Origin of the sequence: Trinickia acidisoli (genome assembly GCF_017315725.1) — a bacterium.
GTDB lineage: Bacteria > Pseudomonadota > Gammaproteobacteria > Burkholderiales > Burkholderiaceae > Trinickia > Trinickia acidisoli.
The window spans coordinates 2,201,577-2,213,276 of record NZ_JAFLRG010000001.1 but is presented as its reverse complement, the minus strand read 5'-3'; the positions used below and the strand labels follow the sequence as shown (position 1 = coordinate 2,213,276).

The window sequence follows — 11,700 nt, the reverse complement described above, 5'->3', positions numbered from 1 at the left end:
CCGGGCGCTTCCCCTTTTCAACGTTTCATCTAACTAGAAAACGCTGCATGGAACCGATCAAAGTTGGCTTGTTGGGCTTCGGCACGGTCGGCAGCGGCACCTTCACGGTGCTGCGCCGCAACCAGGAAGAGATCAAACGCCGCGCCGGCCGTGGGATCGAGGTGGCGCGCATTGCCGTGCGCAATCCCGCCAAGGCGCTCGCCGCGCTCGGCGACGCCGTGGGCGAAGTGCAGGTCGGCAACGACTTCGATGCCGTGATCGACGATCCGGCCGTCGGCATCGTTGCCGAAATGATCGGCGGCACCGGCATCGCGCGCGAACTCGTGCTGCGGGCGATCGCGCATGGCAAGCATGTCGTCACGGCGAACAAGGCGCTGCTCGCCGTGCACGGCACCGAGATCTTCGAGGCGGCGCGCGCCAAGGGCGTGATGGTGGCGTTCGAGGCGGCCGTGGCCGGCGGAATTCCGATCATCAAGGCGTTGCGCGAAGGGCTGACGGCCAATCGCATTCAGTCGATCGCGGGCATCATCAACGGCACGACGAACTACATCCTCTCCGAAATGCGCGAGCGCGGCCTCGATTTCGCGACGGCGCTCGAGGCCGCGCAGGCGCTCGGTTATGCCGAAGCCGACCCGACGTTCGACATCGAGGGCGTGGACGCGGCGCACAAGCTCACGATCATGAGCGCGATCGCGTTCGGCATTCCGGTGCAGTTCGATCGCGCCTATGTCGAAGGCATCAGCAAGCTCGCCTCGATCGACATCAAATACGCGGAAGATCTCGGCTACCGTATCAAGCTGCTCGGCATCACGCGCCGCACCACGCATGGGATCGAGTTGCGCGTGCACCCGACGCTGATCTCCGCCAAGCGCCTGCTGGCGAACGTCGAGGGCGCGATGAACGCCGTCGAGGTACATGGCGATGCCGTCGGCACGACGCTGTACTACGGCAAAGGCGCCGGGGCCGAGCCGACGGCGTCGGCCGTCGTCGCCGACCTCGTCGACGTGACGCGCCTCGATACGGCCGATCCGGGCCATCGCGTGCCGCACCTCGCATTCCAGCCGCAAAGCTTGGCCGATACGCCGGTGCTGCCGATCGAAGAAGTGACGAGCGGTTATTACTTGCGTTTGCGCGTGGCGGACGTAACGGGCGTGCTGGCCGACATCACGCGCATCCTGGCCGATGCCGGTATCTCGATCGACGCCTTGCTGCAAAAGGAGGCGGAGCAGATCGCCGACAACGGCGAGACCGATGTCGTCATCATCACGCACGATACGCTCGAGAAGAACGTCAACGCGGCCATCGCACGCATCGAAGCGCTTTCGACAGTCGTCTCGAACGTCACGCGGCTTCGGATCGAAGCGCAAAGCTGAGCCTGTCACTGAAATCGAAGTCACGAAGCCGACCATGAACTACATCTCTACGCGCGGCGCCGGCATCGGCGAGCGCCATACGTTCTCCGACATCTTGCTCGCGGGCCTTGCCAAGGACGGCGGGCTTTATCTGCCGGCCGAGTACCCGCGCGTGACGGCCGAGGAGTTCGCGCGCTGGCGCGCGCTGCCGTACGCCGATCTCGCGTTCGAGGTGCTCGGCAAGTTCTGCGACGACATTCCCGCCGCCGATTTGCATGCGCTCACGCGCCGCACCTACCGGGCCGACGTCTACGGCAACGTGCGCGCCGGCGAGGACGCGAACGCGATCACGCCGCTCGTGCCGCTCGGCGTCGAGCATGGCGCGCCGCTCTCGCTGCTCGCCCTGTCGAACGGGCCGACGCTGGCGTTCAAGGACATGGCGATGCAATTGCTCGGCAATTTGTTCGAGTACACGCTGGCCAAGCACGGGCAGACGCTCAATATTCTTGGCGCGACCTCCGGCGATACGGGCAGCGCGGCCGAGTACGCCATGCGCGGCAAGGCCGGCCTTCGCGTTTTCATGCTCTCGCCGCATTGCAAGATGAGTGCGTTCCAGACGGCCCAGATGTACAGCTTGCAGGAGCCGAACATCTTCAACTTGGCGATCGAAGGGGTTTTCGACGATTGCCAGGACATCGTGAAGGCCGTCTCGAACGATCACGCGTTCAAGGCGCGGCAACGGATCGGCACCGTCAATTCGATCAACTGGGCCCGTGTCGTGGCGCAGGTCGTCTACTACTTCAAGGGGTATTTCGCGGCGACGCAATCGAACGACGAGCGCGTCTCGTTCACCGTGCCGTCGGGCAATTTCGGCAACGTGTGCGCGGGGCACATCGCCCGGATGATGGGGCTGCCGATCGAAAAGCTCGTCGTCGCCACGAACGAAAACGACGTGCTCGACGAGTTCTTCCGCACGGGTGCCTATCGCGTGCGCGGGGCGGCTCAGACTTACCACACGAGCAGCCCCAGCATGGACATTTCGAAGGCGTCGAACTTCGAGCGCTTCGTGTTCGATCTGCTCGGCCGCGATCCGGCGCGCGTGTTGCAACTGTTCCGCGACGTTGAGGAAAAGGGCGGGTTCGATCTGAACGCGAGCGGCGATTTTGCTCGCGTGCGCGAGTTCGGCTTCGTTTCGGGCAGCAGCACGCACGACGATCGTGTCGCGACCATCCGCGACGTCGAGTCGCGCTATGGCCAAGTCATCGACACCCATACGGCCGACGGGCTCAAGGTCGCGCGCGAGCACTTGGATGCCGGCGTGCCGATGGTCGTGCTGGAGACGGCGCAGCCGATCAAGTTCGGCGAGACGATACGCGAGGCGCTGGGGCGCGATCCGCAACGGCCCGCGGCGTTCGCCGGCCTGGAATCGCTGCCGCAACGCTTCGAGGTGCTACCCGCCGATGCCACGGGCGTGAAGGCGTTCATCGCGGCGCATACGGGCGATTGAGCGTCCGACGAGCGGCTCGGGGTGGCGCGAAGTGGTGTGCGTCACCCGTTGCAGCTTGCGCATGCGCGAGTTGCCGTTCGGCATATGCCCTATTGGCGGGAGCGTCGCTACAATGAGGGTTTTCGCCGCGAGAATCGCTTGCCGATGTCCACGCCGACCCATGCCGCCCCGCGCGGCCCGCTCTTGTCGACGGCCGAAGCGCTTGCCACGCTGCTTGCCGCCGCAAATCCCATCGCCGAAACCGAAACGGTCGCGACGCTCGATGCGCTAGGGCGCGTTCTGGCCGCCGACGTCGTATCCGAACTCGATGTGCCGCCCGTGCATACGAGCGCGATGGACGGCTATGCCGTGCGCGTAGCCGATCTTTTCCACGGCGAGCGCCGCCTGCCGGTTTCGCAGCGGGTACCCGCGGGCCAATCGCCGCAACCGTTGGCCGTGGGCACGGCCGCGCGCATTTTTACGGGCGCGCCGGTGCCGCCCGGCGCGGATGCTGTCGTGATGCAAGAGCAAACCGAAGCGGACGGCGATGCCGTGACGATCCTGCACACGCCCAAAGCGGGCGAATGGATCACGGCGCAAGGCGCCGACATTCGCCGCGGCGCAATCATTTTGCCGGCCGGCACGCGCCTGACGCCGCAAGCGCTCGGACTCGCAGCATCAATCGGCTCGGCGACGCTCGAGGTCACGCGCCGCTTGAAAGTCGCCGTATTCTTCACGGGCGACGAGTTGACGATGCCGGGCGAGCCGCTCGCGCCGGGCGGCATCTATAACTCGAACCGCTTTACGCTACGCGGCCTATTGACGCGCCTTAATTGCGAGGTGACCGACCTCGGCATCGTGCCCGACCGCTTCGATGCGACGCGCGACGCGCTGGCCGCCGCCGCGCGCGAGCACGATTTGATCTTGACCTCGGGGGGCGTGTCGGTCGGCGAAGAGGATCACGTGAAGCCGGCCGTCGAATCGCTGGGGCGCCTCGCTCTCTGGCAGATCGCGATGAAGCCTGGCAAGCCGCTTGCATTCGGTGCGGTGCGTCGCGCTGCCGCGGGCGAACAGGCCGGCGAAACGCATTTCATCGGCTTGCCGGGCAACCCCGTTTCCAGCTTCGTCACATTCTTGCTGTTCGTTCGCCCATTCCTGCTGCGTCTCGCAGGGGTTCGCGAGGTCGCACCGCGTGCCGTTTCGCTGCGTGCCGACTTCACGCAATCCAAGGGCGACCGCCGCAACGAGTTCGTGCGTGCTCGCGTGAATGCCGCGGGCGGGCTCGATCTGTTCCCGAACCAGAGCTCCGCGGTGTTGACGTCGACGGTATGGGGAGACGGGTTGATCGATAACCCGCCGCATCATACGATCAGCGCTGGCGAGACGGTGCGTTTCCTTCCTTTTTCCGAATTGCTCGGTTGACGGCGCAGTCGATCGCGCGGCATCTTGGTGCGGCATCCCATGAAAATTGAGTTGAGGTATTTTGCAGGCGTGCGCGAGGCGTTGGGTCTTGCCGAGGAAACGGTCGACGTGCCCGATGGCGTCGCGACCGTCGGTGATGTCCGCATATGGCTGCGCACGCGCGGCGGCGCGTGGGCGGACACGCTAGCCGAAGGGCGCGCACTGCGCATGGCCTGCAACCACACGATGACGGACGCCGGAGCGCGCTTGACGGACGGCTGCGAAGTCGCGTTTTTCCCACCGGTCACGGGCGGCTGAATGCGTATCGGCGATACAAGCTGGGGCCAGATGACATGACTGTTCGCGTTCAAATCGAAGACTTCGATCTATCGACCGAAATCGCCGCGCTGCGTGCCGAAAACCCGCGGGTCGGGGCCGTCGTGGCCTTCGTCGGAACCGTGCGCGATTTGAGCGACGGCGAAGACGTCGCCGCAATGGAACTCGAGCATTACCCCGGCATGACCGAAAAAGCACTCGAAGCGATCGTGCAAGAGGCGAGACGGCGCTGGCCGGGGTCGGAAGTGTTGATCGTGCACCGGGTCGGCAAGCTCTACCCGCGCGACCAGATCGTTCTGGCGGCGGCGACGTCGGCGCATCGGCACGACGCGTTCGACGCCTGCGCGTTCGTCATGGACTACTTGAAGACGCAAGCACCGTTCTGGAAAAAAGAGACGACGCCTAGCGGCGAACGCTGGGTCGACGCGCGCGTCTCCGACGACGCCGCGCTCGAACGCTGGGGAATCGCGGCGGCGAACGCCACGCCCGGCGACGAAGCGCCTGATTGATGCAGCGTCACGCCAGCGAGGCTGGCGCGGGAGGTGGCGGCACTGCGATACAGCGCGAGATAGCGCGGTGCGGTCCGCCGCCGGGGCCAGCCGTTGCCGTGCGGGCGGAACTGCCGGCAAGCTTAGTCGCTTCAGTCGACGTCGGGCTCGGGCTCGGCCGAGCGGCCGATGATTTTGGTCGGGAACGGCTCGCGGGGGCGCGCTGTGCTGGCATGCGTCACATCGTCGCGGGGGCCGCGCTTCGGCGCGATGCGCGCGAGTAGGGCTTGCTGCTCGGGCGGGACGGTGTAATCCCAGCCGAATCGGCTCAGTTGCAGGCTTTGCGCGATGCGCAGCGCGGGTTCGATGAAGCGTACGGCCGCGGCCGGCTCGTAACGATCGCAGACAGTATCGAGAAACAGATGAAGCCAGCGGCTGAAATGACGGGGCTCGATGCCCTCGAGCGGCTGATGCGCTTGCTGAACGTTGCCGCGGTATCGCTTGTCGCCGAGCACGAGACTGCCCCAGAACGTGCACATCTTCGGTAAATGGCTGTCCCATCGGCCTTCGAGCACCGCGTCGAAAACGGGGCCGAGCAGCGAGTCGGCCCGGACGCGATCGTAAAACGCATAAACGAGTTCGCGGATGTTCGCTTCCGTAGGCGCGTGATAGCGCACGGGAGTCGCGTCGGCGCCGGTATTGCCTGGATGAGTAGAGGTAGACATCGAATTGCGGTATCGCGCACACGATTTGGGGCCGGATTTGGCGCAAACCGCACGCAAAGCAAGCTAAATTATCGGAAACCAAGTATCGGCACGAGACTCATGATAGCTGCGCGCCCGATGCATGTTATGGTCAAGTTGCCGCTTAAACAACCCTTTGCACCGTGCGGTTTTGCCGTAGGACGACGTCCGTCGTGCCGAATCGCTCCGTGCCCCAATCGAGCCGTTGCCCGCCGATGAGACTTACCGACTACACCGATTACGCCTTGCGCGTGCTGCTGTTCTTGGCCGTTCGCGACGAGGGGCTCACGACGATCCAAGATATCTCCGAGGCCTACGACATTTCCAAGAATCATCTGATGAAGGTCGTGCAGCGGCTTGGCGAGCTTGGCTGGATCGAGACCGTCCGGGGCCGAAACGGCGGGCTGCGGCTCAACGCCCGCTCGCTTGGCCTGACCATCGGCGAGGTGGTGCGCGGCACCGAAAGCGACTTCGCGATCGTCGGCTGCTTCCCGCGCGAGGGTGCGGAGCCGCGCAGTTGCGTCATCGAGCCGCAGTGTCGCCTCAAGCACGTATTCGAAGCGGCTCGCGGCGCCTTCCTTGCGGAACTCGACCGGCATACGCTCGGCGAGCTTGCAGGCCCGGGTGCGGCGCTTGCCGAGCTGCTTGGCCTTCCGGTCGCCGCTGGAGAGCGAACGCGGCCGGTGGTGCCGATCACCGACGTAGGCCGCCGCGAGGGCCGTAGCGAGCCATAAAGAGGGGCGACGCCGGAAGCGGTCGGGGGCTCCACGGGCATCGCCTCCAGAGCGGCATCACTCGTCTATCGACCCCGCTCGCCTACCGGCACTGCAAAAAATCGCTTGAAACGAGCCGAGAGCGCCTCATTTTGGTGATAGTCAAAAATTGGAGGTCTCTTCATGAGAATCGACAAGCTCACCACCAAGTTCCAAGAAGCGCTCGCCGATGCCCAGAGCCTCGCGATCGGTCGCGGTCAGCAATACATCGAACCCGTGCACGTGTTGGCGGCGCTCGTTGCCCAACAGGACGGCTCGGCCCGCTCGCTGATGTCGCGTGCCGGCGTGCACGTGCAGGCGTTGCAAACGGCGCTGAGCGAGGCTGTCTCGCGCTTGCCGCAAGTGCAGGGTACCGACGGCAACGTACAGATCAGCCGCGAGTTGAGCGGCTTGCTCAATCAAGCCGATAAAGAAGCCCAGCAGTTGAACGACACGTTCATCGCGAGCGAAATGTTCCTGCTCGCCGTTGCCGATGACAAGGGCGAAGCGGGGCGGCTCGCGCGCCAGTACGGCCTCGCGCGCAAGTCGCTCGAAGCGGCGATCGCTGCCGTGCGAGGCGGCGCGCAGGTCCATAGTGCCGACGCCGAGAGCCAGCGCGAAGCGCTCAAGAAGTACACGATCGATCTGACCGAACGCGCGCGTTCCGGCAAGCTCGACCCCGTCATCGGCCGCGACGATGAGATTCGCCGTTCGATCCAGATCTTGCAGCGCCGCACGAAGAACAATCCCGTGCTCATCGGCGAGCCGGGTGTCGGCAAGACGGCGATCGTCGAAGGGCTTGCGCAGCGTATCGTCAACGGCGAGGTGCCCGAGTCGCTCAAGAGCAAGCGCGTTTTGTCGCTCGACATGGCGGGGCTGCTCGCGGGCGCGAAGTATCGCGGCGAGTTCGAAGAGCGGCTCAAGGCCGTCTTGCATGACATCGCGCGCGACGAAGGCCAGACGATCGTTTTCATCGACGAAATCCATACGATGGTCGGTGCGGGCAAGGCGGAGGGTGCAATAGATGCCGGCAACATGCTCAAGCCGGCGCTCGCACGCGGCGAGTTGCATTGCATCGGGGCGACGACCCTCGACGAATATCGCAAATACATCGAAAAAGACGCAGCGCTCGAGCGCCGCTTCCAAAAGGTGCTCGTCGATGAACCGTCGGTCGAGGCGACGATCGCGATCCTGCGCGGTCTGCAGGAAAAATACGAACTGCACCACGGCGTCGAGATCACCGATCCGGCCATTGTTGCGGCGGCCGAGCTCTCGCATCGCTATATCACCGATCGCTTTCTGCCGGACAAGGCGATCGATCTGATCGACGAGGCAGCGTCCAAGATCAAGATGGAGATCGATTCGAAGCCCGAGGAGATGGACCGGCTCGATCGCCGCTTGATCCAACTCAAGATCGAGCGCGAGGCGGTGAAGAAGGAGAAAGACGAAGCGTCGCAAAAGCGGCTGCAATTGATCGAAGAGGAAATCGATCGGCTCAACCGCGAGTACTCGGATCTCGAAGAGATTTGGACGGCCGAGAAAGCTGCCGTGCAGGGCAGCGCGCAGTTGAAGGAAGAGATCGAGAAGACGCGCGCGGAAATCACGCGGTTGCAGCGCGCAGGCAAGCTCGAGAAGGTGGCCGAGCTTCAATACGGCAAGCTGCCCGAGCTCGAAACGCGTCTGAAGCAAGTGACGCAGGCGGAGGCCAAGGAGCAGCACAACCCGACGCATCGACGGCTGCTGCGCACGCACGTCGGCGCCGAGGAAATTGCCGAGGTGGTCTCGCGCGCGACGGGCATCCCGGTGTCGCGAATGATGCAAGGCGAGCGCGAGAAGCTGTTGCAGATCGAGTCGAAGCTGCACGAGCGCGTCGTCGGACAAGACGAGGCGATCGTTGCCGTGGCCGATGCGATTCGTCGCTCGCGCGCGGGCTTGGCCGATCCCAACCGGCCGTATGGCTCGTTCCTTTTTCTCGGCCCCACCGGCGTCGGCAAGACCGAGCTGTGCAAGGCGCTGGCCTCGTTCTTGTTCGATTCCGAGGAGCATCTGATCCGGATCGACATGAGCGAATTCATGGAAAAGCACAGTGTCGCGCGGCTGATCGGCGCGCCGCCGGGTTATATCGGCTACGAGGAAGGCGGCTATCTGACGGAAGCCGTCCGCCGCAAGCCATACAGCGTGATTTTGCTCGACGAAATCGAGAAGGCGCACCCCGACGTCTTCAACGTGCTGCTGCAGGTGCTCGACGACGGGCGTATGACCGACGGTCAGGGCCGCACGGTCGACTTCAAGAACACGGTCATCGTCATGACGTCGAACCTCGGCTCGCAGATGATCCAGTCGATGGCCGGCGAACCGCAGGAAGCGGTGCACGATGCGGTTTGGACGGAGGTCAAGCAGCATTTCCGCCCCGAGTTCTTGAACCGGATCGATGAAGTCGTGGTCTTCCACTCGCTCGACCGCAGCAACATCGAATCGATCGCGAAGATTCAACTGCAGCGGTTGCACGAGCGGCTCGCGAAGCTCGAGATGCAGCTCGTGATATCGGATGCCGCGCTCGAGCAAATCGCGAAGGTCGGCTACGATCCGCTGTTCGGCGCCCGGCCGCTGAAGCGGGCGATCCAGCAGGAGATCGAGAACCCGGTCGCCAAGCTGATTCTCTCGGGGCGGTTCGGCCCGAAGGACGTGATTCCGGTCGGGGTGGAGGGGGGCAAGTTCGTGTTCGAGCGCGTCGTGCATTGACGTCTCTTGGCCGGGCGCGTGCCCGGCGCCGGGACAGTCTCGAACCCAGCCTCGAACGGCCGAGTGCGCGTACGCTCGGCCGTTTTTTTTCGAACCTGCGCGAAAGGCGCTTGACTTCGAGTGCGCTCGAAGTCTTAACGTTGAGGTCGTTATGTCGGAAGCACTCACGATTGGTCGCATGGCCGAAGCGCTCGGCGTTTCGACGCACACGCTGCGCTATTACGAGCAAGCCGGGCTGATTCGGTCCGTGTCTCGCTCGGGCGCGGGGCATCGCCTCTACTCGCCGGCCGATATCGAATGGCTGCGGTTCGTGATGCGGCTCAAAGCAACGGGGATGCCGATCGCGGGGATGCAAGCGATCGCCGCGCTGCGAGCCCAAGGCCCTGCGACGGCCGCCGAGCGGCGCGCGCTGCTCCTCGAACACCGCGACGCGGTGCAGGAGGAACTGCGGCAGTGGCAGGCGAACCTAGCGGCGATCGAGCAGAAGATCTGCGCTTACGACGCGATGGTGCAGGGCCTGCTCACGCCGGAACAGGCTCCCGACATGACGGATAGCAAGCACAATCCTCAACCGTCAAAGGATCAACCATGGCAATCGACACGAACGCAAACAACGACCGCTACACGCTCGGATGGGCAAAGCTGAAGGAGGTCGACGGCCAAGCCGGAGAGCGCGTCGTCGAATCGTTGGCGCCGATCGCGCCGGATTTCGCGCGGTTGCTGATCGAATTCGCCTTCGGCGACGTCTACAGCCGGCCGGGGCTCGACCTCAAATCCCGCGAGATCGCGACGATTGCCGCACTGGCCGCGCTCGGCAATGCCCAGCCGCAACTCAAGGTGCATATCGAAGGTGCGCTCAACGTCGGCTGCACGCGCGAGGAAATCGTCGAAATATTCATGCAGATGGCGGTCTACGCCGGTTTTCCGGCTGCACTGAACGCGCTTTTCGCTGCGCGTGAGGTGTTCGCGGCGCGAGACGCACACGATGCGGCCACTGCCGCTGCTGCCTGAACGTCTTTCTCAAGCGACGTCGGCGTGTGCGGCCTGCGTTTCGTTTGCGCGGCGCCGGCTGATCGCTCGCCAATGCAGGAATAGGCCGGTGCCGGCTACAGCCAGACTGGCGGCGCTCGCGGCCCAAAATCCGCGTGCGCCGATCAGCCAGGTCGGCACGGCGCCGCCGACGTCGAAGCCGAGCAGATAGCCGCCGCCGAGGCCCACGCCCCACAGCGCGAACGCATAGATGACAGTGGGTACGACGGCGACCTTGTAGGCGCGCAGGACGAAGGCCGTGACTGTCTGGAACGTATCGAAGAGGTGATAGACGAGCATGATCGGCAGTAGCGGCATCGCGGCCGCGACGACGGCTGCATTCGTCGTGTAGCCCGCAAGAATCTCCGGTCGCAGCACGATTCCCAGCGAGGCATAGCAGAGGCCGATCGTACATGCCATGACGATGCCCCGCAGCGCCAGCGTGCGCGCGGCCTCATGCCGCCCGGCGCCGAGCGCTTGCGCGACGAGCGTCGACGTGGCGATGCCGATCGACATCGGCGTCATATAGAGCACGGCGCCGAAGTTGCCGGTGATCTGATGGCCGGCCAGCGTCGTCGTGCCGAAGCGCGCGATGAACAGCGCCATGAACGTGTACGACGTCACCTCGATCAGAAACGAGAGCCCCATCGGCACCCCGAGTTTGAGCAAGGCCATCTGCCGGTGCCGCTCGGGCCAGCAAAAGTGCTTGAAGATCTCGAACGGCTTGAAAAAGTCGAGCTTCGCGAGCAACGCGAGGCCGGTCGCGGCGAGCACGTAGTTGATGACGGTGCTGGCGAGCGCACAGCCTGGGCCGCCGAGTGCGGGGACGCTGAGCCCGCCGAAGATGAACCACAAATTGAGCGGAATCTTGACAAGCAGCGCACCGACTTGCAGCAGCATCACGAGCCGCGGTTTTCCGACGCCGTTCGCGAGTGCCGTATACACGCGAAAAGCGAGACTCGCGGGCAAGCCGAGCGCCGCGATGCGCAGATACGCTTCCGTGCGCTCGTGCAGCACGGGCGGCACACGCGCAATCGCGAGCAGCGGCTCCGGGAAAAACATCACGGCGAAACCGAGCACGGTCAGCCCCGCCGACAACCACAGCCCCTGGCGGACTTCTTCGCCGATTTCGCTGTAGCGCCGCGCGCCGAAGAGTTGCCCGCTGATCGGCTGCAAAGCGAGCACGACACCCGTCAAGCCAACGAACACCGAGACGTAGACGGACGAGCCGAGCCCGAGCGCGGCCAGGTCGACGGCCGAGTAGCGGCCCACCATGACCGTGTCCATGACGCCGAACGCGATGATGGCCAGTTGGCCGATCAGCACCGGCCATGCGAGGCCGGCGATTTTGCGTATGTCAGCGAACATGGG

The 11,700-nt window shown here is 64.5% G+C and carries 11 protein-coding genes; 9 read left to right on the top strand and 2 right to left on the bottom strand.

What is annotated here, in order from left to right; genetic code table 11:
* Positions 1 to 47 precede the first annotated feature (47 nt).
* The 5 genes from J3485_RS10145 (at position 48) to moaE (ending at position 5,084) form a co-directional block, all read left to right on the top strand.
* Positions 48 to 1,373 (top strand): homoserine dehydrogenase, encoded by a 1,326-nt coding sequence (locus tag J3485_RS10145; protein WP_206952339.1) that lies wholly within the window; start codon positions 48 to 50, stop codon positions 1,371 to 1,373.
* A 34-nt stretch (positions 1,374 to 1,407) separates the two neighbouring features.
* Positions 1,408 to 2,859 carry a threonine synthase gene (gene thrC / locus J3485_RS10140; protein ID WP_206952338.1) on the top strand — a complete coding sequence of 484 codons (1,452 nt, stop codon included), beginning with the start codon at positions 1,408 to 1,410 and terminating at the stop codon, positions 2,857 to 2,859.
* Positions 2,860 to 3,003: 144 nt separating this feature from the next.
* Positions 3,004 to 4,260 carry a molybdopterin molybdotransferase MoeA gene (locus tag J3485_RS10135; protein WP_206952337.1) on the top strand — a complete coding sequence of 419 codons (1,257 nt, stop codon included), beginning with the start codon at positions 3,004 to 3,006 and terminating at the stop codon, positions 4,258 to 4,260.
* Positions 4,261 to 4,299: 39 nt separating this feature from the next.
* On the top strand, positions 4,300 to 4,557 hold the full coding sequence (gene moaD, locus J3485_RS10130) for a molybdopterin converting factor subunit 1 (protein WP_206952336.1): 258 nt from the start codon (positions 4,300 to 4,302) through the stop codon (positions 4,555 to 4,557).
* Between the two features lie 35 nt (positions 4,558 to 4,592).
* Positions 4,593 to 5,084 carry a molybdopterin synthase catalytic subunit MoaE gene (moaE, locus tag J3485_RS10125; protein WP_206952335.1) on the top strand — a complete coding sequence of 164 codons (492 nt, stop codon included), beginning with the start codon at positions 4,593 to 4,595 and terminating at the stop codon, positions 5,082 to 5,084.
* Positions 5,085 to 5,215: 131 nt separating this feature from the next.
* Here moaE and J3485_RS10120 read toward each other — a convergent pair whose 3' ends face one another.
* Positions 5,216 to 5,788, bottom strand: a complete 573-nt coding sequence (locus J3485_RS10120; protein WP_242538539.1) for a group III truncated hemoglobin — start codon at positions 5,786 to 5,788, stop codon at positions 5,216 to 5,218.
* A gap of 233 nt (positions 5,789 to 6,021) precedes the next feature.
* Here J3485_RS10120 and J3485_RS10115 point away from each other — a divergent pair, with 233 nt between their 5' ends.
* The 4 genes from J3485_RS10115 (at position 6,022) to J3485_RS10100 (ending at position 10,311) form a co-directional block, all read left to right on the top strand.
* Entirely contained in the window at positions 6,022 to 6,540 is a 519-nt protein-coding gene (locus tag J3485_RS10115) for an Rrf2 family transcriptional regulator (protein WP_206952334.1), read from the top strand.
* Positions 6,541 to 6,702: 162 nt separating this feature from the next.
* Positions 6,703 to 9,300 (top strand): ATP-dependent chaperone ClpB, encoded by a 2,598-nt coding sequence (gene clpB, locus J3485_RS10110; RefSeq protein WP_206952333.1) that lies wholly within the window; start codon positions 6,703 to 6,705, stop codon positions 9,298 to 9,300.
* Between the two features lie 151 nt (positions 9,301 to 9,451).
* Complete coding sequence (locus J3485_RS10105; RefSeq protein WP_206952332.1) at positions 9,452 to 9,946, top strand: MerR family transcriptional regulator; 495 nt, start codon at positions 9,452 to 9,454, stop codon at positions 9,944 to 9,946.
* Positions 9,889 to 10,311 (top strand): carboxymuconolactone decarboxylase family protein, encoded by a 423-nt coding sequence (locus tag J3485_RS10100; RefSeq protein ID WP_206952331.1) that lies wholly within the window; start codon positions 9,889 to 9,891, stop codon positions 10,309 to 10,311. Before J3485_RS10105 ends, J3485_RS10100 begins: the two co-directional genes overlap by 58 nt.
* Positions 10,312 to 10,320: 9 nt before the next feature.
* Here the strand turns inward: J3485_RS10100 and J3485_RS10095 are convergent, their stop codons facing one another.
* The gene (locus tag J3485_RS10095; protein ID WP_206952330.1) at positions 10,321 to 11,697 is read right to left on the bottom strand and encodes an MATE family efflux transporter; all 1,377 of its coding nucleotides are present in this window, start codon (positions 11,695 to 11,697) and stop codon (positions 10,321 to 10,323) included.
* Between the last annotated feature and the right edge of the window lie 3 nt (positions 11,698 to 11,700).

What these genes read in the sequence shown, in the direction of transcription:
- moaD (WP_206952336.1), top strand. Translation starts at nt 4,300, where the DNA reads ATGAAAATTGAGTTGAGGTATTTTGCAGGCGTGCGCGAGGCGTTGGGT.
- J3485_RS10145 (WP_206952339.1), top strand. Translation starts at nt 48, where the DNA reads ATGGAACCGATCAAAGTTGGCTTGTTGGGCTTCGGCACGGTCGGCAGC.
- J3485_RS10095 (WP_206952330.1), bottom strand. Translation starts at nt 11,697, where the DNA reads ATGTTCGCTGACATACGCAAAATCGCCGGCCTCGCATGGCCGGTGCTG.
- J3485_RS10135 (WP_206952337.1), top strand. Translation starts at nt 3,004, where the DNA reads ATGTCCACGCCGACCCATGCCGCCCCGCGCGGCCCGCTCTTGTCGACG.
- moaE (WP_206952335.1), top strand. Translation starts at nt 4,593, where the DNA reads ATGACTGTTCGCGTTCAAATCGAAGACTTCGATCTATCGACCGAAATC.
- J3485_RS10100 (WP_206952331.1), top strand. Translation starts at nt 9,889, where the DNA reads ATGGCAATCGACACGAACGCAAACAACGACCGCTACACGCTCGGATGG.
- J3485_RS10105 (WP_206952332.1), top strand. Translation starts at nt 9,452, where the DNA reads ATGTCGGAAGCACTCACGATTGGTCGCATGGCCGAAGCGCTCGGCGTT.
- J3485_RS10115 (WP_206952334.1), top strand. Translation starts at nt 6,022, where the DNA reads ATGAGACTTACCGACTACACCGATTACGCCTTGCGCGTGCTGCTGTTC.
- thrC (WP_206952338.1), top strand. Translation starts at nt 1,408, where the DNA reads ATGAACTACATCTCTACGCGCGGCGCCGGCATCGGCGAGCGCCATACG.
- clpB (WP_206952333.1), top strand. Translation starts at nt 6,703, where the DNA reads ATGAGAATCGACAAGCTCACCACCAAGTTCCAAGAAGCGCTCGCCGAT.
- J3485_RS10120 (WP_242538539.1), bottom strand. Translation starts at nt 5,788, where the DNA reads ATGTCTACCTCTACTCATCCAGGCAATACCGGCGCCGACGCGACTCCC.